Source organism: Streptomyces sp. NPDC086766 (assembly GCF_044746005.1).
Classification (GTDB): Bacteria; Actinomycetota; Actinomycetes; order Streptomycetales; family Streptomycetaceae; genus Streptomyces.
On sequence record NZ_JBIVBI010000005.1, the window covers coordinates 192,036 to 211,518 of the forward strand.

Consider the following 19,483-nt stretch of genomic DNA (forward strand, 5'->3'; position numbering starts at 1 on the left):
TGCCGGTCCGCTCCGCAGGTACTCGTCCGTGAAGGTGGTTGAGGAACTGCAGCGCTTGGACGCAGGATGGCCGCCATGACCTCCAGCGCACGCCCCTCCAGCGCAGACACCGCCGGCTCCGGCGCCGCCGGCGCACGCCCGCTCCTGAACAGGCGGCTCACCGAGTTCGGGACGACGATCTTCGCCGAGATGTCCGCCCTGGCGGTGCGGACGGGTTCGATCAACCTCGGGCAGGGCTTCCCCGACACGGACGGCCCCGAGGAGATCCGGGAGGCCGCCGTGCGGGCCCTGCGGGACGGGCGCGGCAACCAGTACCCGCCGGGCCCGGGCGTCCCCGAGCTGCGCACGGCGATCGCCGCCCACCAGCAGCGGCGGTACGGCCTGTCGTACGACCCGGACACGGAGGTGCTGGTGACCGCGGGCGCCACCGAGGCCATCGCGGCCTCGCTGCTGGCGCTGCTGGAGCCCGGGGACGAGGTCGTCGCCCTGGAGCCGTACTACGACTCCTACGCCGCCTGCATCGCGATGGCGGGCGGCAGGCGGGTGCCGGTCACCCTGCGCCCGCACCACGAGGAGGGCGCCCGGGACGCCGCGTTCCGCCTGGACCTCGACGAACTGCGCGCCGCGGTGACCGACCGGACCCGGCTGCTGCTGATCAACACCCCGCACAACCCGACCGGCACGGTCCTCACCCGCGAGGAGCTGGCGGCGATCGCGGAACTGGCCGTCGAGCGGGACCTGCTGGTGGTCACCGACGAGGTGTACGAGCACCTCGTCTTCGACGACGCCGAGCACCTGCCGCTGGCGTGCTTCCCCGGGATGCGCGAGCGGACGGTGACGATCGGCTCGGCCGGCAAGACGTTCTCGTTCACCGGCTGGAAGGTCGGCTGGATCACGGCGGCTCCGGCACTGGTGGCGGCGGTCCGCTCGGCGAAGCAGTTCCTGACGTACGTGGCCTCGGGCCCGTTCCAGTACGCCATCGCCGAGGCCCTGTCGCTGCCCGACTCCTACTTCTCCGCCTTCCGCGCCGACCACCGCCGCAAGCGCGACCTCCTCGCCGACGGCCTGCGCGCCGCCGGCTTCACCGTCTACCAGCCGCAGGGCACGTACTTCATCACCACGGACATCGCCCCCTTCGGCGAGAAGGACGCCTACGCCTTCTGCCGCGCCCTCCCCGACCGCTGCGGCGTCGTCGCCGTCCCCAACTCCGTCTTCTACGACGACCCCGAAGCAGGCCGCACCCAGGTCCGCTTCGCCTTCTGCAAGAAGGACGCGGTCCTCCAGGAGGCGAGCGACCGCCTGCGGCGCCTGGCGCCCTGAACAGGAAAGGGCTGAGCGGCTGTTGGCCCCCCAGCCCAAGGCTCCCCAACCGTTCACCTGTAAAGGTCTCTCCGCGCTCCGCGCACCAGTTGCGGGCGCACATCAGGGCAAATAGGTTTGATTTGCACCATCCGACTCCGGATCAGGTGGTTTCCGCGGCTCTCCGCTACAACACCCACCCTCGCCAAGGAGGTGCTTTCGGATGTCAACCGATCGAACCATCAATGTACGATTCTTCAACAAATGGGGTGCGGATCTTCAGAACATCGTCCTGAAGTTCAGCACCTCCAAGAGCGGTGTAGAGTCCGACACTTACAAAATCGACCTGCTGAAGGACGGGGACAGCGCCGGCCCCTTCCTCAGGCACTACCAGACCGGGATCGGCTCGGAGAACTTCGACTACTGGTACGTCGAGTTCGTTGCCACGGGATCGCCGAGCGGGAAGTTCTGGTGCAAGAACAACTTCTCGTGCGTGCTGGACTCCGACGTCGACAATTCCCGGGAGGCCCACTTCTGGGTCGGTGGAACCCAGAAGGAGGCGTACACGGGATTCCCGGAGTCCGGTGGCGGCTGGGAAGACGGATACGACGGCAATCCGCAGAGCGACCCCAAGAGCGACTACACGTGCTACGTCAGCCTGGACGGTCCCGCCTGATCATCAGAGGTACGGCCCGCCCCATCATCGGGCGGGCCGTTTCCATGTCCTTGGCGCGCGTTGGCTCGGGTCGCGAGGCCGGTTCGTTGTGTGTGAAACATTTTCATCGGCTCCCCTGTGCCGCCACCTACGTCAAGTCTGTCCGCCACAGAGGAATTTGACTGCCTTATATGACTGATGGTCAGAGGAATAGCGAGCGGACCCCAGGTGGACATATCGCCCGCAGCTCCATACCATCGAAATACAAGGGCCCTCTCTGTGGCAGCCATAGCCGGAAAGCCGAGATGAGGGTGTCAAGGCCTGGATCCAGTGGCTCCGGCCCGGATTCTGGGCCCCGGTGGCATAAGGTGCGGTATTCAATCACACGGGTGATGAGTACACCGGCTGGAGAGGCCACCTCCCTTTACCAGTGCAATGAAAGAGCATAGCTATGCGCGCGAAGCGAACTCTCGCACTTCTGGCGAGCCCCCTCGTCGTGTTGGCTGCCCTGACCGTCTCTTCCGCAGCCGCGACGGCCGCCACCCAGACATCGGTGGCCGCAGGCGCTCAGACGTCGGGCGCCCACCAAGACCTCCTGAAGCCGCGCCCGCCGTTCCAGCAGGGAAAGGCGGACGGACGGGCGGCTGGGGCGGCCGACGGCGAGAACTGCAACTACCGGGACTCCTTCAACCCGCTCCAGAGCAACTCGAAGTACAAGGCGGGCTACACCGCGGGTTACGAGTCGGCCTACGACTCTGCATGCGGCGAATGACCGACCGTGCCGCCGGCTGACGAGGAGCAGACCGGCGGCACGCTGCCGCGCTGTCTAGAACCGATCCCGCCACCACGGCATGTCCAGACTCGCAGCAGGGACGGACTTGGCTCTCGCCAGAATTCGCTCGTCGAGGACCCGCACGAGGGCGCGCAGCTCACGCGCACTCTTCCTGGGCAGCGCGTGGAGAACGACTTCGAGGTGTGCTCGGAAGTCGATGCCGTAACACCCACACTCCAGGATGCCGCAACCAGGACCTGTGAGTGAGTCTTCCAGTTGCCTGAGAGGGCCCTGGGCGATCAACTTCCAGTGCCAGAAGGCTTCTTCCGTGGCTTCGGGCCAGAAGCGGGTCCGCTCCAGCCGACGGAGGTCGGACGTGCAAGATCCCGAGAGTCGATCAATGCACGGGTATCTGCGCCGCCTCAGAAGGCGGACGGGATGTTCGCCCCGCAGGGCTGAGGGGCGCCTACGCGGCATCGCCCCTTCGGTCATCGGTCATGGCGCGATGGTACGAGCCCCCATATACCGGGGGCCACCGAGTTCCGGGGCCGCGCGATCCGACCTCGGTCCGGTGAGTACGGTGCGGAGTGCTTCACCGGGATGTCAGTGGCGTGCTGTTCCATGAGCGCCATGGAGGACTCGGCCGCCTCGACGCGCACTTCTTCCGGAGTCACGAGCTCCGATCCCCTGAGGAGTGACCTGGGCGGGTGGTCCTGTACCCGGTTCTTTACGGAGGTCAGCGGTGTGCCGGGCCCTCGTGGACGAGGGTCCGGCACACCGGGAAGCAGGCCTTGGCCGGGACCCGGCCGGCTCAGGCGCGGTGCCGGCCGGTCTTCAACCCGCCTATGAAAGCGGTCCAGGAGTCGGCCTCGAAGAACAGGGCGGGACCGTGTGGGGCCTTGCTGTCACGGACGGGGACGATGCCGGGGGTTCCGGTCGCCACCGCCGCCTCCACGCAGTCGCCTCCCGCCTGATTGCTGTAACTGCTCTTGCGCCACTCGGCGCCGTTCAGATCTGGACGGGACATTCGCGCCACGGTAGTTGCCCTCCATCGCGGACCGAATCATGTCGAGTGACATGAACGGGGGCAGGGCTGCCGCCCGCAGCCGATCGTAGATCGCCTTGTAGCGGGTGACGTCGGCGGTTTCCTCGATGAGCCGGCCGTAGTCCGAGCCTTCCGTGTAGGCCGCCATCGAGCCGTCCGGCAGGGTCAGGATCGTCAGCGACCCGCCCATCGCCTCATGCCCGCCCTGGTCGAACGGCAGGACCTGCAAACGGATGTGGCGTCCCGTGGCGGCATCCAGCAGCCGCGCCAACTGTTCCCGCATCACGGCACGGCCACCGACCGGACGCCTCAGCACCGCCTCGTCCAGGACGACCCACAGGTGCGGTCGGTCCGGCGAGCGAAGCCGCTCCTGCCGACCCAGCCGGGCTTCCACCCGCTCCTCCAACTGCTGCTCGCTGCACAGCAGTACGTCGAGGCTCAGAACCGCCCGTGCGTACGCCTCGGTCTGCAACAAGCCCGGGACCACGTGTGCCGCGTACTGGTTGATGGACTCCGCCCGCTCCGAGAGTTCGATGAACGCCCGCGACCAGTCCGGAAACGCCTCCCGGTACACGTACGGCCACAGCTCCACCAGGAGGTTGTCCGCGCCGAGGGCGGCGTCCAGGGCGCGGGCCAGTTCCAGCGTCGGTCTCGCTCCCGAGGCGCGTTCGATCTGGGTGATGCGGGTGCTCACCACGTGGGTCTTCCGGCCGAGTTCGGCCTGGGTCAGGCCGGCCGCCGTGCGGAGTCTGCGGACCCGTGCGCCGAAGAGGGCCGCCATGGAGGCGCTCGGGTCAATTCCATTGGCCAAGGCGTTACTTCCGTTCCTTACGAGCCGAGAGGTAAGGCTGCGCCGTCTTCCGAGCGTAGGGGCGCCCGACGATCCTTGAGTACGGAACGTGACGTCTCACGCACAGGGTGAGACGTGCCAGGGCTCGCCAGACAAGGACGGACACGCCGTGCCGACAGAAACGACCAGCTCGGGCGTGATGACCGCGCAGTTCGCCGCTTCGCCGCGAGGTGCGCGGCTCGCCCGGCGCCTCGCCGTGCGGCGCATGGAGGAATGGGGGTATCCGCCGGCTTCGGACGTGTCGTGCGCGGTCGCGCTCGTCGTCGGCGAACTCACGGCGAACGCCGTGCGCCACGGCCGGGTTCCGGGATGCGGCTTCGGTCTGCGGCTCGCTCTCGACGCGGCGGCGGGGCTGGTCCGCGTCGAGGTCGCGGACGCCGCCGCGCGGAAGCGGCCGCCCGCCGCCCCGCCCGCCGCCTGCCCCGAGGGCGAGTCGGGCCGCGGGCTGCTCCTGGTGGACTACCTCGCCGCGCGCTGGGGTTGGGCCCCGCGTCGGCCCGTGGGGAAGACGGTGTGGGGGGAGGTGTCCCTCGACTCGTCCCCCGATGTGCCGCTGCCGCCCACCGCGCCTCCCGGCCCGGCGGCAGCCGCTACCTCGGATACGTGGTGATGGAGATCGAGGTGCCCGATCCGGTGGGGCTGACCTGGACGGTCACTCCCTCGTCGCCGCGCCGGGCGACGACGTTGACGCTGAACTCGCCCTGGTACTTGGAGATCGTCCGCCACCCCTCCCGGGCCAGGGTGTCCACGTAGAAGGCACCCACCTCGCGGACGGAGTCGTCGGAGTGCAGCAGCGTGAACCCGTCGGTGTGGGTGGTCACCGTGGCGCCCGGATAGGCGGGAACCGGGCCGGAGGGGCCGGCGGACGGTGTCCCGGCCGGGCTGCTCGGCGACGCGGAACCCGTCGGACTCGTGGGGCTCGCCGGGCTCGTGGCCGTGGTGGTCGGGGGCTGCGTCGTCGGCGCCGGTCGCGGATTGCCGGAGCACGCGCCCAGTGCCAGGACACCCGCCGCGGCGCCGGCAACTGTCGTGCTCAGAAGCCCTTTTCTCACGGCGGCCTCCTGCCTTTCGGCGGTACGTCGATTCTCCGGGGGCGGCGGACGCGCAGCAACCCGGGCCGCCGCCGGGGGCCCGGCCGCCACCGGCTCGCGGCGGCCCGGCCCCCGGCTTACGCTGAGGAAGGCTGCGGTCCCGGGACGGACGTACGTACCCGTCAACTGCTCCTGACCGGCGGGTCGGAGGAGGCGAGCCGATGGCGGCGGAGACCATGCGGGCGGCCCGTTTCGAGCGGGCGGACGGCCGGTTGACCGTGGAGAAGGACGTGCCCGTGCCCCGGCCCGGGCCGAGCGAGGTGCTGGTGCGCGTCGAGGCGTGCGGCATCTGCCTCTCCGACGTGCACATGATCGACGGCAGCCTGCCGTGCCCTCTGGAGCGGGTCACTCCGGGCCACGAGCCGGCGGGCACGATCGCCGCGGTGGGTTCCGAGGTGCCGTACTGGCGGCCGGGCCGGCGGGTGGTCATCGCGCCGGGCAGGTCCTGCGGGGCCTGCCCCCACTGCGGAGACGCGCTGGCCTGTCCCGCCCCGCAGACGATGGGGCAGCACTGGGACGGCGCCTGGGCGGAGTACGTCGTCGTCCCGTACGCCACGCTGGTGAACGTGCCCGACGACGTGCCGATCGAGCAGGCGGCGATCTGCGCCGACGCGGTGGCCACGCCCTACTCGGCACTGGTCGACCGCGGTGGGCTGCACCCGGGCGAGACCGTCGGCGTATGGGGGGTCGGCGGCCTCGGTGTGCACGCCGTGCAGATCGCCCGCCTCGCCGGGGCGAGCCTGGTCGTCGCCGTGGACACCCTCGACGCCGCCTGCGAACGGGCCCTGGAGGTCGGGGCCGACCACGCCGTGAACCCGGCCACCGCGGACGTCCGCGAAGAGGTGCTGCGGCTCACCGGCGGCGACGGGCTGGACCTGGCGGCCGAGCTGTCGGGGGCCGGACGCGCGCTCGACCAGACGGTCGGCTGCCTCGGCCGGTACGGGCGGACCGTCGTGATCGGCATGTCGCGGGAGCCGGTGCGCCTCGGCGAGAACACCATCATGTTCGGCTACAACAACCACGCCGTCCTCGGCCACGACGGCTACACCCGGCGCCACCTCACCCAGCTCATGCGCCTGCTGGCCGCCGGCCGCCTCGACCTGTCCCGCTCGGTCTCGGGCCTCCTGCCCCTGGAGGACGTCGGCCTCGGCGTGGAGCGGATGCGGACGAAGGAAGGCAACCCGGTCCGCATCGTCGTCACGCCACAGCCGACGGGCGGCGGCGCCGGATAGCCCGTGCGGCGGCCACCCGTACGGCGTAAGGGGGTCGAGGCCATGTCCGGAAGGCGGTCCGGAACGCGGCGGGAGCCCGGCCCCGGCGCCGGCCGTCATGGCCTGCGCCCTGGCCGGGCTCCCGCCCGCTCAGCGCGTGTCCGGTGGTCCGGGAGGACTACTCCTCGCCGTCGCCCTCTCCGGGCTGGTCGGAGTCGTTGACCTCCTGCTCCAGGCCGAGCTGCTCGACGAGCCACTTGTCGAACTCGATCGCAGCCCGCACCCAGCTGACGGTGGAGGACACGAAGTGCTCCAGGCTCACGCCCATGCCGATCAGCATCTGCGCCTCGCCGATGAGGCGGACGGTGCCGTCGTCGTGGGTGTGGGTGTAGACCTTGGGCCACAGGGTGCGCCGGTTCCAGTCGTCGATGGACTCGAGCAGCTGCGGCTTCTCGTCGATCTTGTGGGGCCGGTCGTAGAACGTCCGCACCGAGAAGACCTGCTGGTCGGCCTCGCCCCGGAACATGAAGTACGTGCGGAACTGCTCCCACGGCGCCGCGAGGTCGCCCTCGTCGTCGACGACGTACTTCAGCTCCATCTGGTCGAGGAGCTGCTTCACGAGGTCCTGATCCGGGACGACGGGGCCCGCCGGTCCTTGCGGCTGCGGCTCGGGCTGGCCCCCGAAGTTCGGAATCGAGGACGGGTCGATGGTCACCGTGTTTTTCCCTTCGTACGGATCCCGCCATCCTCTCCCATGCGGGGAGGGTGGTGGCAAGCCTGTCGGCGGCCTGTCAGCCCTGGGCTGACATGATCCGGCCGACGGGTGAACGTCTGGCGGTGGAGGTGGGGGTCGTGACACGCAGCGGAGCGCCGGTGCCGGACGGAACCGCGGGGGCGCCGCGGGGCCGGACCAGATGGTGGCTGGTGACGGCGGTCGCGGCGCTGCCGGCGCTGGCCCTGCTCCCCTTCCTGGTCGGCTTCGTGGGCATAGCCCTGTCCGATTCCGAGTACCCACTCGGCGGAGGGCCCAAGGCCGTCGCGTGCGCCGAGGTGCTGGAGTCCGGCGGGGCGGTGCTCCCGGAGGGCGCCCGGCCGGTCGGGGAGTGTGTGGAGCAGAGCCGGCAGGACGTCTCCTACCGGGCGACCTTCCGGATGCCGCGAGCCGGCGTCGCGCAGTGGCTGCACCGCACCTACCCGGAGGCCCCCGCACCCAGGACCGACCTCTGCGAGGGCGACGCGGAGCTGTGTCTGGATGTGAGCCGCGCCCAGGGCCTCCCGGCGACCGTGCACGTCGACGCCGTACAGATCGAGGTGGAGTACGAGAACGCCGGCACCGCACTGGTCGACTTCGCGGCGTTCACGGTGTGACCCCGCCGGCCGAGCGCCCACCGGGGGACGGGCGGCGGCCCGTCACCCATTGCCTGGGTGACGGGCCGCGGACGGGCCGCAGGGAGGCGGACAGAGGCCGCGGAGCGGGCCCGGGTTACAGCGTCTTCCCCGTCGCCGGCCCGACCAGCAGGCCGTCCTCGAAGCGGTCGACGCGGACGGTGTCGCCGTCCTTGATCTCTCCGGAGAGGATCTCCCGGGCGAGCCGGTCGCCGATGGCGGTCTGCACCAGGCGGCGCAGCGGCCGGGCTCCGTAGGCCGGGTCCAGGCCCTCCTCCGCGAGCCAGGCCAGGGCCTGCGGAGTGATCTCCAGGGCCAGGCGCCGCTCGGCCAGGCGCTGGGCGAGGCGGTCGATCTGGAGCTGTGCGATCCGCTCCAGCTCGGCCTTCGTCAGCGCGGAGAAGACCACCAGGTCGTCCAGCCGGTTGAGGAACTCCGGCTTGAAGGAGGACCGGACCACCTCCAGGACCTGCTCCTTCTTCTCCTCCTCACTGGAGATGGGGTCGACCAGGAACTGGCTGCCCAGGTTGGAGGTGAGGATCAGGATGGTGTTGCGGAAGTCGACCGTGCGGCCCTGGCCGTCCGTCAGGCGGCCGTCGTCCAGCACCTGGAGAAGGATGTCGAAGACCTCGGGGTGGGCCTTCTCCACCTCGTCCAGCAGCACCACGCTGTACGGCCGGCGGCGCACCGCCTCGGTGAGCTGGCCGCCCTCCTCGTAGCCGACGTATCCGGGCGGGGCGCCGACCAGCCGGGCGACGCTGTGCTTCTCGCCGTACTCCGACATGTCGATGCGGACCATGGCCCGCTCGTCGTCGAAGAGGAAGTCGGCGAGCGCCTTGGCCAGTTCGGTCTTGCCGACACCGGTCGGGCCGAGGAAGAGGAACGAGCCGGTCGGGCGGTCCGGGTCGGCGATGCCCGCGCGGCTGCGGCGGACGGCGTCCGAGACGGCCCGGACGGCCTCGCCCTGGCCGATGAGCCGCTTGCCGATCTCCTCCTCCATGCGCAGCAGCTTCTGCGTCTCGCCCTCCAGCAGGCGGCCGGCCGGGATGCCGGTCCAGGAGGCGACGACGTCCGCGATGTCGTCGGGGCCGACCTCCTCCTTGACCATGGTGTCCTTGGCGGCCTCCTCCTCGGCCTCCGAGGCGGCCTCCAGTTCCTTCTCCAGGCCGGGGATCTCCCCGTACAGCAGCTTGGACGCGGTGTCGAAGTCGCCGTCGCGCTGGGCGCGTTCGGCCTGGCCGCGCAGGTCGTCGAGCTTCTCCTTCAGCTCACCGACGCGGTTGAGGGACTGCTTCTCCTTCTCCCAGCGGGCGGTCAGGCCCCGCAGCTCCTCCTCCTTGTCGGCGAGGTCGCGGCGCAGCTTCTCCAGCCGCTCCTTGGAGGCCTGGTCGGTCTCCTTGCCGATGGCCAGCTCCTCCATGCGCAACCGGTCGACGGCGCGCTGGAGTTCGTCGATCTCGACCGGCGAGGAGTCGATCTCCATGCGCAGCCGGGAGGCGGACTCGTCGACCAGGTCGATGGCCTTGTCGGGCAGGAAGCGGGAGGTGATGTACCGGTCGGACAGGGTGGCCGCCGCCACCAGCGCGCTGTCCGCGATCTGCACCTTGTGGTGGGCCTCGTAGCGTCCCTTGAGGCCGCGCAGGATCGCGATGGTGTCCTCGACGGTCGGCTCGGCGACCAGCACCTGCTGGAAGCGCCGCTCCAGCGCCGGGTCCTTCTCGATCCGCTCGCGGTACTCGTCCAGGGTCGTGGCGCCGACCATGCGCAGCTCGCCACGGGCCAGCATCGGCTTGAGCATGTTGCCCGCGTCCATCGCGGAGTCGCCGCCGGCACCCGCGCCGACGACGGTGTGCAGCTCGTCGATGAAGGTGATGATCTGCCCGTCGGAGTCCTTGATCTCCGCCAGGACCGTCTTCAGGCGCTCCTCGAACTCGCCGCGGTACTTCGCCCCGGCGACCATGGCGCCGAGGTCGAGCGCGACCAGCCGCTTGTCCTTCAGGGACTCGGGCACGTCGCCCTTGACGATCCGCTGGGCGAGGCCCTCGACGACGGCGGTCTTGCCGACGCCGGGCTCACCGATGAGGACCGGGTTGTTCTTGGTGCGGCGGGACAGCACCTGCACGACGCGGCGGATCTCCTGGTCCCGGCCGATGACCGGGTCCAGCCTGCCCTCACGCGCCGCGGCGGTGAAGTCGGTGCCGAACTTCTCCAGGGCCTTGTACTGGCCCTCGGGGTCGGGTGTGGTCACCCGGCGCCCTCCCCTCGCCTTCTGGAAAGCCTCTTGCAGCTTCTTCGCACCGGCACCCTGCCCGGACAGCACCTCGCCGGCCGCGCCGCCCTTGGCGGCGATGCCCATGAGCAGATGCTCGGTGGACAGGTACTCGTCCCCGAGGTCCCGGGCCCGGCTCTGCGCGTCCGCGATCACGGAGAGCAGCTCGCGGTTGGGCTGCGGCGGCGCGACGGTGGACCCGGTCACGCTGGGCAGTCCGGCGAGCACGCGCTCGGTCCCGGAGCGGACGGACGCCTGGTCGGCGTCGACGGCCGACAGCAGGTCGATGATGTTCTCGTTGTCCTGCCCCTCGAGCAGCGCGAGGAGCAGGTGGGCGGGGGTGAGGTCCGGGTGTCCCTCGGACACGGCCCGGTTGCTGGCCGCGTTGATCGCGTCCCGGCTCCTGTTGGTCAGCTCGGCGTCCACGGTCGCGTTCTCCTCCTTGGCGTCAGCGCTCTGCCACATCTCCCAATACTGACTGAGTCAGCGTACACAAAGTTGAGTCTATTCCACTCAAGGCGGCACGCGGGAGTCCTGGCGGGCTAAGTTCCGGTTCCATGGCCACCACATATGCCCAGAACCCCGGCGATCCCGACGTGCCCTACCGCGACTTCTGGCGGGAACGGCATTTGTGCACGCTGACCACGCTGCGCCCGGACGGCACCCCGCACGTCGTCCCCGTCGCGGTGACCTACGATCCGGCGGCGCGGCTGGCCCGGGTGGTCGCGAACAAGTCCAGCGCGAAGGTGCGGCACGTGCGGGCGGCCGGCGCCGAGGGCGCGCCGGTCGCGGTGTGCCAGGTGGACGGGCGGCGCTGGGCGACGCTGGAGGGGCGCGCGCACGTCCGGACGGAGCCGGAGCGGATCGCGGAGGCGGAGAAGCGGTACGCCGAGCGCTACGAGCGGGCGCCGCGGCCGAACCCGTCCCGTGTGGTGATCGAGATCGAGGTGACACGGGCCCTGGGGCGCGGCTGAGCCGGATCGCCGGTTTTCGGCCAGCACGTGAACCGGGAGATTCCTGGAGGTTCCCGGGAAAACTGCAGCGGCGTCACCGTGTTCAGGTCACGGTGACGCCGCTGCGGGGGGAAGCACCTGAGCGATCTGTTGCGACGGGGGAATCGCGTCAGGCACTGCGGGGGGTGGCTGAGATGGTCCTGATGTCATGCGGTTCCGGCGCCACCTGCCGATGGTCCCGCTGGTCGAGATTCACGAAGATCATTCCGTACCGGATGGCACACCGCACGGGCTGCGGCGCCCCCCGAGGCCGTCGCAGACAGCGGTACGCCCGTACGTCTCCGTCCTCGTCCCGCGTGACCACGACCGGCTCGCCGAACACGGTCACCATCAACGAGTCACCGCTGTGGGGGATGGCGGTGACCAGGTCGATGAAGTGCCAGCCGGAGCGGTAGGCCGTGGCCATTTCGCGACGGAAGGAGCGGTCGTCGGGTGGCGTGGTCACTTGGAGCCACCACCTGCGCCGGCCGGCGCTCCACCACTGTCGAAGGATGTGCTGTTGACAGGCGCTATCGGCCAGGCACTGTCCGCCCGGGTATCACCCTTCGCACCCGCGAGGCCACTCAGCGCACCGACGGCCACAACGGTGGTGAAGGCTGCTACAAGCACCGAGCGAAGCATTCTCTTACGCATAGTCGGCTTCGTCCTCACTTGAAGGTCCCCTCTTCCCCCGTCGACTACGACGATGGCTCATTCGGGCACGTCATGGCCACACAATCGGTGCATCATGTTCCTGCATGTTCAGGACCCTGGGGGGTGGAGATTTGACAACGAATCGCACTAAGGCGACACATCCCCATGCGGTGACCCAGATGTGCGAGGAAGGCGGCCGTCTCTACGCGCACGCCCTGCGCCTGGGACGTGTCTCCCGCGCCGACGTCGAGTCCGCCCCCTGTCTGGTCGAGTTCGCCCTGCTGCACCCCGACCCGGAGGACGCGCGCTGGCTGCGCCCGGTGCCTCCGGCGGCCGCGCTGGCCCAGCGGCTCAATCCCATCGAGCAGGAGATCACCGAGCGGCGGCGGTTGTCGATCGAACTGTCGGACGCATTCGAGCCATTCATGACCCTCAGCGCGCAGGCCACGGCCGGCACGGACGCCATCACCGTGCTGGAGGGCAGGGAGCGGATCAACTCGGCCCTCAACCTGGCCGCCGCCCAGTGCCATTCGGAGATGCTCACCATCCAGCCCAGCGGCAACCGCAGCGAGGACAGCATCCTCCAGGGGCTGGAGCGCGACCGGCCGATGACCGAACGCGGCGTCCGGATCCGCACCCTCTACCAGCACACCGCGCGCTTCAGCCCCGAGAAACTCGCCTACGGCACGCAACTGACCGACGGCAAGGCCGAGTACCGCACCATCGACGAACTCGTCGAGCGCCTGATCATCTGCGACGAGACCGTCGCCTTCATCCCCGCCCGCGACGACCAGCAGGTCGCCCTTGAGCTGCGGCACCCGGGACTCGTCCGCTACCTCATCAAGCTCTTCGAGTTCCTGTGGGACCGGGCGGTCCCGCTGAGCACCGGCGCCCCCTACGAGACCGCCCCCGGCGGCATCACCGAGATCCAGCACTCCATCGCCAAACTGCTCGTGGAGGGCCACGTCGACGAGGCCATCGCCCGCCGCCTGGGCATGAACGTCCGCACCTGCCGGGCCCACATAGCCAAGCTGGCCACCGCTCTCGGCAGCGGCAGCCGGGCCCAACTCGGCTACCTCATCGCCCAGTCCGGGATCCTGGACCGGGAACCGTGAGCGGGGCCGGCGCGGAGGTGCGCGGCGGCCCGTCCAGGCCGGCCTGCGCGATGCGCACACCGAGCTGAGTCCGGCTCGCCGCGCCCAGCGTCTCCGACAGCCGCGCGATGTGGGCGCGGCAGGTGCGCACGCTGATCCCCAGCCGTTCGGCGATCACCGCGTCCTGGTGCCCCTCCGCCAGCAGCGCGGCGATGGACTGCTCGCGGTGGGAGATGCCCTCGATGCCGGTCTCCGGCAGCGGCGCGGTCAGCGGGATCGCCAGCCGCCACAGGCGTTCGAAGACCGTCACCAGGTACTCGATCAGCGCGGGGTGACGCAGCTCCAGCGCCATCGTGCGGTCGCTGTTGGCGGGGATGAAGGCGACCGTGCGGTCGAACAGGATCAGACGGTCGATCACCTCGTCGAGCGTGCGCGCCTCGACCGCGTCGCCCATCAGCTCCAGGTAGGTGAGCAGACCCTGGCCGTGCCGGGCCACGTGCGTGTACAGGTCGCGCATCCGCACCCCGCGGCCGCGCAGCGCCAGGGCGCGGTGCAAGCCCTCCGACAGCTCGTGCTCGCGGCGGATGCCGCCGGGCTGGACGGTGAGCACCTCCGTGGTGCACGCCTCGGTCGCCTCGTCCATGGCCGCCTGGATACGGGCCAGTCCGTCCAGGACGCGGATCGCCGTGCCCTCCAGGGCGGCGGAGGGAAACGGGACCGGACGGCCGAGACCGGCGTAGCGCTCGAAGGCGGCGACGACCGAACCCACCCGCCGGTGGCTCTCGCTGACCTCGTCGTACATCCCGCGCAGCAGCCGGGTCATGACCTCCTGCGGCGCGGTCGGCACCAGGAAGTCCATGTCGTCGGGGTCCGGGTGCAGCAGCGCCAGTTCCAGCAGGCAGGGCACCGGCTCGGCGTCCCGGCGCGCCACACGGCCCCGCCGTACGGCCCGGGAATACACGCGATCCCCGGCCTCGCACAGTCGGTCAGCACCGTGAGGATGCCCCTCCGCCCCGTGCCCGGCCATGGCCCATCACACCCCCGGTTTCCGTCTTCCGCAGCGCAACTATGCGCGGACGGGACCGGCTCCGCAACACGGCTCCCTGCGCCGTGCCCCCCGGTAACCACCGGTATCGCCCGCTGTGTACCGGCCGTCGGCTGGCGCATTGCAGCGAGGTGGAAGCGCCCGCCGCGACCCGCCCGGAGGCACCCCTTCACCCGCACCGGAAAACGGTTCGCACCCGCGAAGTGCGCCCGCCCCGGGGGTCGTACGCACGGAGGAGGCCCGGGACCGAGTCCCGGGCCTCCTCGTGTGCTGTGCGCGATGCGCGTCTACGGCCGTGCGGTGCGGACTACTTGAGGCCGACGGCCGCGCAGGCCGCGCGGTAGCGGCTCGTGCAGATCTCGGAGACCTTGTAGATGCCGTCGGCGATGACGGTGGACTTGATGTTGCTCTTGGTGAGCGCGGTCACCGAGACGAGCTGGGCCGGGATGTTCTTGTCGGTCGGGCTGCTGACCGTGTCCCGGGTGAGGGAGTCGAACTGGATGTCGCGGCCCTGGACCTTGGCGACGGCCATCTCGGCGGCGGCCTCCGCCTCGGTCGGGTAGGACTTGTACACGCTCATGTACTGCTCGCCGGCGAGGATCCGCTGGACCGCGTCGAGTTCGGCGTCCTGGCCGGTGATCGGGGGCATCTTGGTGACCCCCGCGGCCTTCAGCGCCTTGATGACGCCGCCCGCCATGCCGTCGTTCGCGGCGTAGACGCCGACGAGGTTGCTCCTGCCGATCTCGTTGAGCGCCTCGGTCATGTTGGCCTGGGCGTTCTCCGGCTTCCAGTCCTTGGTGTCGTAGGACTTGGCGACCGTCACCTTGCCGTTGAGCTCGGACAGCGCGCCGGCCTTGAACTGCTTGGCGTTCGGGTCGGTGGGCGAGCCGTTCATCATGACGATCTTGGAGGAGCTGTCGACCTCCCGGCCCAGGGCCTCCAGCAGGGTGCGGCCCTGCACCTCGCCGACCAGCTCGTTGTCGAAGGAGATGTAGGCGTCGATCGGGCCCTCGGCCAGCCGGTCGTAGGCGATGACCGGGATGCCCGCCTCCTTGGCCTTCTTCACCTCGCCCGCGATGGAGTGCGAGTCCACGGCGTCGATCAGGATGATGTCGACCTTGTCGTCGATCATCCGCTGCATCTGGCTGATCTGCTTGTCGGCGCTCGCACCGGCGTTGGCGTAGTCCACCTTGCCCCGGTTGCGGGTGAGTTCGGACACCTTGGCCTTGAAGATGGGGTAGTCGAACTTGTCGTAGCGCGTGTTCGCCGTCTCCGGCAGCAGCAGGCCCACCGTGAGGTCGTCGCCCTTGGTCGGGCTGGCGTCACTGCCGCTCCCCGATACACCGAGCGCGCCGCAGGCGGCCAGCGAGAGGGTCAGCGTGGGCGCAGCCACGGCTATGGCGATACGACGCATCGAGGTGCTCACTTCTGGTGCCTTCCGGACGCGGGCGCAACTTTGCGCCCCAGGTGACTGAAAAGCCAACGCGGAGGCGGGTACCGGCGTCAACCCATGCCACTTAACGAGATGACAACATCACCCTCCGCTTCTCTTGTGAAGGGGGTGGGGAATCGCCTTCAAACGTGCGTTACGGACCCTTCACTCAACGGCAGTTAACGGAGCGGCAAAGATCCGTACAACCAATTCCATTCCCCGCGAGTCGTGATCACGAAAGTCTCGCCCGCCTGTCCAGGCGTCGACCAGAGGACCGAATGAACCCAGCCAGACGCACGACGGCCACCGCCCTCGTGCTCACCACCGCGGCCGGCGCGCTCTGCGCGGCCGCCGTCCCGGCCTCGGCCGCGGTCAGCTGCGCCTCCCCCGTCTACAAGCGGCAGTTCTACGCGAACACCACCTTCTCCGGCACCCCGAAGAAGACGGACTGCGACAGCGCGATCGACCAGAACTGGGGCACCGGCGCGCCCGCCTCCGGCCTGCCTTCCAACTACTTCGCCGTCCGCTGGACCGTCACCCGCGACTTCGGCTCCGGCGGTCCCTTCGCCCTCGCCGCGTCCGCGCAGGACGGCGTCCGCGTCTACCTGGACGGCGTCCGCAAGATCGATCTGTGGAAGAACGTCTCGTCGACGGTGCGCAAGACCGTCAACGTCACCGTTCCCTCCGGCAAACACACCCTCCGCGTCGACTTCGTCAACTGGACGGGCACGGCCAACGTCGCCTTCACCTACAAGCCGCGCACCTCCGCCGACATCGACAAGGTCGCGCCGCTCACCCCGGCCGGGGCTTCGGCCGCCTACGACCCGGCGACCGGCAAGGCCCGGCTCGGCTGGTCGAAGAACAAGGAGATGGACCTCGGGGGCTACCGCGTCTACCGGCGTCTGAAGGGCACGTCGTTCGGCGGCACCCCGCTCGCCACCACCACCACGACGTCGTACACCGACGCGACCCTGCCGGTGACCGGCCAGACGTACTACTACGAGGTCCGCGCCTACGACAAGGCGGGCAACACCTCGGCCGGCACGGCGGACCAACCGGTGACCACGGCCGACCGCACGCCGCCCGCCGCGCCCACGGGGCCGACCGCCGACTCCGAGACGGACGGGCTGCGGATCGGCTGGAATCCGGTCGCGGACGCCGCCTCCTACCGGGTCTACCGGGCAACCAGCGCGGACGGCGCGTACACCCTGGCCGGCAGCACCGGCGAGACGTCCTACCTGGACACCTCGGCCGTGGAGGGCGCCACCTCCTACTACCGCGTCACCGCCCTCGACGCGGCGGGCAACGAGTCCGCGCCGGCCGCCGTCAGCGCCCGGCGCATCGACCTCACCCCGCCGTCCGCCGTGACCGGGGTGACCATCACGCCGACGGGGTACGGCTTCCACCTGGCCTGGGACGCCAACACCACCCCCGACCTCGCGCGGTACGTCGTCTACGCGGGCGAAATCGTGGGCGACGACGAGGAGCGGGCCTGCTCCGCACACCAGGTGGAGTGGCTGTTCACCGACACCACCTCCTACGACTACGCCACCCTGCCGGACGGCGAGGAACGCTGCATGTTCGTCGACGCCGTCGACGACGACTGGAACTCGCACTACCAGTGGACCCGCGCGCCCGAGGTGGTGACCGCGACCGAGCTCGACACCACGCCCGGCGTGGCCACGCCCGAGGGCTCACCCGTCGAACTGGATGCGACCACCGCCTCGCAGCGCACCTCGCCCGTCACGCTGTCCTGGAACACGGTGGCGGACGCCACCGGCTATCAGGTCTACCGCTGGGACCCGGCCACGGGCGCGTACGAGAAGCTGGCGGCCACCGAGCAGCAGACCTACGTGGACACCACGGCCGGCGCGGACACCACCCGCTACTACTGGGTGACCGCGCGGTACGCGGACGGCACCGAGTCGGCACCCGGCGCCGACTACGCGATCCTGTTCCCGTGACCACACGAAGGGGCCGGGAGGCTGTCGCCTCCCGGCCCCTTCGTCGTGGCCCTCGCGGGCGGGTCAGTCCTTGGCCTTCTTGGGACGCCACACCACCAGCGCGCTGGTCTGCTGGACCTCCTGGTACGGGACCAGGTCCCGGCGGTAGGAGGCGTGCACGGCGGCCTCCCGCTGACGCATGGCGGCCGCGGCTCCGTCCAGGGCCGCCTCCAGCTCGGCCACTCGGGACTGGAGCGCGACGACCCGGTTCTCCAGTTCGATGATCCGCTTGATGCCGGCCAGGTTGATGCCCTCGTCCTGCGACAACTGCTGCACCTGACGGAGCAGTTCGATGTCACGGGCCGAATAGCGGCGGCCCCGCCCTGCGGTGCGGTCGGGCGAGACCAGACCCAGCCGGTCGTACTGACGGAGCGTCTGAGGGTGCAGTCCGGAGAGCTGAGCGGCCACCGAGATGACGTACACCGGTGTCTCTTCCGTCAGTTCGTACGGGTTGCGGCGGCGGCCGTCCATCTCACTCATGCTCCCTTCGCGGCCTCGAACAGCTCCGCCCGCGGGTCCTCGCCCGCGGTCGCCTCGCGATACGCCTCCAGTGCGTCACGAGCCTTCCCCGCCAGGTCCTTCGGGACACTCACCTCGACGGTGACCAGCAGGTCCCCGCGGGTGCCGTCCTTGCGGACCGCGCCCTTGCCCCGGGCCCGCATCGTCCGGCCGTTCGGCGTGCCCGGCGGCAGCTTCAGCGTCACCGGGGGTCCGCCGAGCGTGGGGACCCGCACCTCCCCGCCCAGGGCCGCCTCCGCGAAGGTGACGGGCACCGTGACGGTGAGGTTGTCGTCCTTACGGCCGAAGACCGGGTGGGCGCCCACGTGCACGACCACGTACAGGTCGCCCGAGGGGCCGCCCCGCTCGCCCGGCGCGCCCTTGCCGCGCAGCCGGATGCGCTGGCCGTCGAAGACGCCCGCGGGGATGCGCACCTGCATCGTCCGGGACGACTTGGCACGGCCCGAGCCCTTGCACACCTCGCACGGGTGCTCGGCGATCATGCCGCGGCCCTTGCAGTCCGGGCAGGGGTCGGTGAGCGAGAACCCGCCGCCCGAGCCGCGCGCCACCTGCCCGGTGCCGACACAGGTCGGACACACGCGCGGCGTGCCGTTCTTGTCGCCGGTGCCCGAACAGGCCTTGCACGGCGACTGCGAGGACATGCGCAGCGGAACCGTCGCGCCCTCGATGGCCTCCGTGAAGCTCAGCGTGACCTCGGACTCGATGTCCTGGCCGCGCCGGGGCTGGGTGCGTGTGGCGCCCGCGCCGCCGCGGTTGAACAGGCCCCCGAAGACGTCACCTATGCCGCCGCCGAAGCCGCCGGCGCCCCCGCCCTGGGCGCCGCCTCCGAAGAGGTCGCCCAGGTCGAAGTTGAAGGAGCCGCCGCCCGCGCCCGGCCCCGGGCGGAACCCGCCGCTGCCGAAGAGGGCGCGGGCCTCGTCGTACTCCTTGCGCTTCTTGGGGTCGCCGAGGACGTCGTTCGCCTCGGAGATCTCCTTGAAGCGCTCCTCGGCCTTGGCGTTGCCCTTGTTGGCGTCCGGGTGGAACTCGCGGGCGAGCTTCCGGTACGCCTTCTTGATCTCGGCGTCGGTGGCGTCCTTGGGGACGCCGAGGACCTTGTAGTAGTCCTTCTCGATGAAGTCCTTGGTGCTCATCCCCGACGTCCCTCCTTCCCTGCGTTCGTGTCC

The 19,483-nt window shown here is 70.3% G+C and carries 19 protein-coding genes; 9 read left to right on the top strand and 10 right to left on the bottom strand.

Going from position 1 to position 19,483, the window contains the following annotated elements:
- Positions 1–66 precede the first annotated feature (66 nt).
- The 3 genes from ACIPM1_RS11540 to ACIPM1_RS11550 all read left to right on the top strand — a co-directional run bounded on the left by ACIPM1_RS11540 (position 67) and on the right by ACIPM1_RS11550 (position 2,726).
- Positions 67–1,320, top strand: a complete 1,254-nt coding sequence (locus tag ACIPM1_RS11540) for a pyridoxal phosphate-dependent aminotransferase (protein WP_402432273.1) — start codon at positions 67–69, stop codon at positions 1,318–1,320.
- A gap of 202 nt (positions 1,321–1,522) precedes the next feature.
- The gene (locus ACIPM1_RS11545; RefSeq protein ID WP_356184741.1) at positions 1,523–1,975 is read left to right on the top strand and encodes a hypothetical protein; all 453 of its coding nucleotides are present in this window, start codon (positions 1,523–1,525) and stop codon (positions 1,973–1,975) included.
- A 532-nt stretch (positions 1,976–2,507) separates the two neighbouring features.
- On the top strand, positions 2,508–2,726 hold the full coding sequence (locus ACIPM1_RS11550) for a hypothetical protein (protein WP_356184744.1): 219 nt from the start codon (positions 2,508–2,510) through the stop codon (positions 2,724–2,726).
- A gap of 811 nt (positions 2,727–3,537) precedes the next feature.
- Here the strand turns inward: ACIPM1_RS11550 and ACIPM1_RS11555 are convergent.
- Together ACIPM1_RS11555 and ACIPM1_RS11560 are read right to left on the bottom strand one after the other, a co-directional pair.
- Entirely contained in the window at positions 3,538–3,681 is a 144-nt protein-coding gene (locus ACIPM1_RS11555) for a DUF397 domain-containing protein (protein ID WP_402432278.1), read from the bottom strand.
- The gene (locus ACIPM1_RS11560) at positions 3,632–4,552 is read right to left on the bottom strand and encodes a Scr1 family TA system antitoxin-like transcriptional regulator (RefSeq protein WP_402432942.1); all 921 of its coding nucleotides are present in this window, start codon (positions 4,550–4,552) and stop codon (positions 3,632–3,634) included. Before ACIPM1_RS11560 ends, ACIPM1_RS11555 begins: the two co-directional genes overlap by 50 nt.
- 208 nt (positions 4,553–4,760) lie before the next feature.
- Here ACIPM1_RS11560 and ACIPM1_RS11565 point away from each other — a divergent pair, with 208 nt between their 5' ends.
- Entirely contained in the window at positions 4,761–5,231 is a 471-nt protein-coding gene (locus ACIPM1_RS11565) for an ATP-binding protein (RefSeq protein ID WP_402432945.1), read from the top strand.
- On the opposite strand, the gene ACIPM1_RS11570 is transcribed toward ACIPM1_RS11565, so the two are convergent.
- The gene (locus ACIPM1_RS11570; RefSeq protein ID WP_402432281.1) at positions 5,212–5,442 is read right to left on the bottom strand and encodes a hypothetical protein; all 231 of its coding nucleotides are present in this window, start codon (positions 5,440–5,442) and stop codon (positions 5,212–5,214) included. The two genes, ACIPM1_RS11565 and ACIPM1_RS11570, sit on opposite strands and share 20 nt — an antisense overlap.
- Before the next feature lie 431 nt (positions 5,443–5,873).
- Between ACIPM1_RS11570 and ACIPM1_RS11575 the strand changes: the two genes are divergently transcribed.
- Positions 5,874–6,944, top strand: a complete 1,071-nt coding sequence (locus tag ACIPM1_RS11575; RefSeq protein WP_402432284.1) for a zinc-binding dehydrogenase — start codon at positions 5,874–5,876, stop codon at positions 6,942–6,944.
- A gap of 157 nt (positions 6,945–7,101) precedes the next feature.
- On the opposite strand, the gene ACIPM1_RS11580 is transcribed toward ACIPM1_RS11575, so the two are convergent.
- Positions 7,102–7,638, bottom strand: a complete 537-nt coding sequence (locus ACIPM1_RS11580) for a YbjN domain-containing protein (protein WP_356184760.1) — start codon at positions 7,636–7,638, stop codon at positions 7,102–7,104.
- A 137-nt stretch (positions 7,639–7,775) separates the two neighbouring features.
- Between ACIPM1_RS11580 and ACIPM1_RS11585 the strand changes: the two genes are divergently transcribed.
- Positions 7,776–8,291, top strand: coding sequence for a hypothetical protein (locus ACIPM1_RS11585; RefSeq protein ID WP_402432289.1), 516 nt, complete (start codon positions 7,776–7,778; stop codon positions 8,289–8,291).
- 115 nt (positions 8,292–8,406) lie between these two features.
- Here the strand turns inward: ACIPM1_RS11585 and clpB are convergent, their stop codons facing one another.
- Positions 8,407–11,004, bottom strand: a complete 2,598-nt coding sequence (gene clpB, locus ACIPM1_RS11590) for an ATP-dependent chaperone ClpB (protein ID WP_402432948.1) — start codon at positions 11,002–11,004, stop codon at positions 8,407–8,409.
- Positions 11,005–11,135: 131 nt separating this feature from the next.
- Between clpB and ACIPM1_RS11595 the strand changes: the two genes are divergently transcribed.
- Positions 11,136–11,552: a TIGR03618 family F420-dependent PPOX class oxidoreductase gene (locus tag ACIPM1_RS11595; RefSeq protein ID WP_356184766.1), complete on the top strand. Its 417-nt coding sequence runs from the start codon at positions 11,136–11,138 to the stop codon at positions 11,550–11,552.
- A 148-nt stretch (positions 11,553–11,700) separates the two neighbouring features.
- Here ACIPM1_RS11595 and ACIPM1_RS11600 read toward each other — a convergent pair whose 3' ends face one another.
- Positions 11,701–12,036: a hypothetical protein gene (locus tag ACIPM1_RS11600; protein ID WP_356184768.1), complete on the bottom strand. Its 336-nt coding sequence runs from the start codon at positions 12,034–12,036 to the stop codon at positions 11,701–11,703.
- Positions 12,037–12,328: 292 nt separating this feature from the next.
- On the opposite strand from ACIPM1_RS11600, the gene ACIPM1_RS11605 reads away from it, so the two are divergent.
- Positions 12,329–13,339 carry a helix-turn-helix transcriptional regulator gene (locus ACIPM1_RS11605; protein ID WP_402432293.1) on the top strand — a complete coding sequence of 337 codons (1,011 nt, stop codon included), beginning with the start codon at positions 12,329–12,331 and terminating at the stop codon, positions 13,337–13,339.
- On the opposite strand, the gene ACIPM1_RS11610 is transcribed toward ACIPM1_RS11605, so the two are convergent.
- Positions 13,302–14,345, bottom strand: a complete 1,044-nt coding sequence (locus tag ACIPM1_RS11610; protein ID WP_356184774.1) for a helix-turn-helix transcriptional regulator — start codon at positions 14,343–14,345, stop codon at positions 13,302–13,304. The genes ACIPM1_RS11605 and ACIPM1_RS11610 overlap by 38 nt on opposite strands.
- A gap of 325 nt (positions 14,346–14,670) precedes the next feature.
- Positions 14,671–15,777, bottom strand: a complete 1,107-nt coding sequence (locus ACIPM1_RS11615; protein WP_402432296.1) for a sugar ABC transporter substrate-binding protein — start codon at positions 15,775–15,777, stop codon at positions 14,671–14,673.
- A gap of 296 nt (positions 15,778–16,073) precedes the next feature.
- On the opposite strand from ACIPM1_RS11615, the gene ACIPM1_RS11620 reads away from it, so the two are divergent.
- Positions 16,074–17,759 (top strand): PA14 domain-containing protein, encoded by a 1,686-nt coding sequence (locus ACIPM1_RS11620; RefSeq protein ID WP_402432299.1) that lies wholly within the window; start codon positions 16,074–16,076, stop codon positions 17,757–17,759.
- A gap of 63 nt (positions 17,760–17,822) precedes the next feature.
- Here the strand turns inward: ACIPM1_RS11620 and ACIPM1_RS11625 are convergent, their stop codons facing one another.
- The gene (locus ACIPM1_RS11625) at positions 17,823–18,269 is read right to left on the bottom strand and encodes a heat shock protein transcriptional repressor HspR (protein ID WP_402432951.1); all 447 of its coding nucleotides are present in this window, start codon (positions 18,267–18,269) and stop codon (positions 17,823–17,825) included.
- Between the two features lie 5 nt (positions 18,270–18,274).
- Entirely contained in the window at positions 18,275–19,450 is a 1,176-nt protein-coding gene (gene dnaJ / locus ACIPM1_RS11630; RefSeq protein ID WP_402432302.1) for a molecular chaperone DnaJ, read from the bottom strand.
- Positions 19,451–19,483 lie beyond the last annotated feature (33 nt).

What these genes read in the sequence shown, in the direction of transcription:
- ACIPM1_RS11540 (WP_402432273.1), top strand. Translation starts at nt 67, where the DNA reads ATGGCCGCCATGACCTCCAGCGCACGCCCCTCCAGCGCAGACACCGCC.
- ACIPM1_RS11545 (WP_356184741.1), top strand. Translation starts at nt 1,523, where the DNA reads ATGTCAACCGATCGAACCATCAATGTACGATTCTTCAACAAATGGGGT.
- ACIPM1_RS11560 (WP_402432942.1), bottom strand. Translation starts at nt 4,552, where the DNA reads ATGGCGGCCCTCTTCGGCGCACGGGTCCGCAGACTCCGCACGGCGGCC.
- ACIPM1_RS11565 (WP_402432945.1), top strand. Translation starts at nt 4,761, where the DNA reads ATGACCGCGCAGTTCGCCGCTTCGCCGCGAGGTGCGCGGCTCGCCCGG.
- ACIPM1_RS11575 (WP_402432284.1), top strand. Translation starts at nt 5,874, where the DNA reads ATGGCGGCGGAGACCATGCGGGCGGCCCGTTTCGAGCGGGCGGACGGC.
- ACIPM1_RS11595 (WP_356184766.1), top strand. Translation starts at nt 11,136, where the DNA reads ATGGCCACCACATATGCCCAGAACCCCGGCGATCCCGACGTGCCCTAC.
- ACIPM1_RS11605 (WP_402432293.1), top strand. Translation starts at nt 12,329, where the DNA reads ATGTTCAGGACCCTGGGGGGTGGAGATTTGACAACGAATCGCACTAAG.
- ACIPM1_RS11610 (WP_356184774.1), bottom strand. Translation starts at nt 14,345, where the DNA reads ATGGCCGGGCACGGGGCGGAGGGGCATCCTCACGGTGCTGACCGACTG.
- ACIPM1_RS11615 (WP_402432296.1), bottom strand. Translation starts at nt 15,777, where the DNA reads ATGCGTCGTATCGCCATAGCCGTGGCTGCGCCCACGCTGACCCTCTCG.
- ACIPM1_RS11620 (WP_402432299.1), top strand. Translation starts at nt 16,074, where the DNA reads ATGAACCCAGCCAGACGCACGACGGCCACCGCCCTCGTGCTCACCACC.
- ACIPM1_RS11625 (WP_402432951.1), bottom strand. Translation starts at nt 18,269, where the DNA reads ATGGACGGCCGCCGCCGCAACCCGTACGAACTGACGGAAGAGACACCG.
- dnaJ (WP_402432302.1), bottom strand. Translation starts at nt 19,450, where the DNA reads ATGAGCACCAAGGACTTCATCGAGAAGGACTACTACAAGGTCCTCGGC.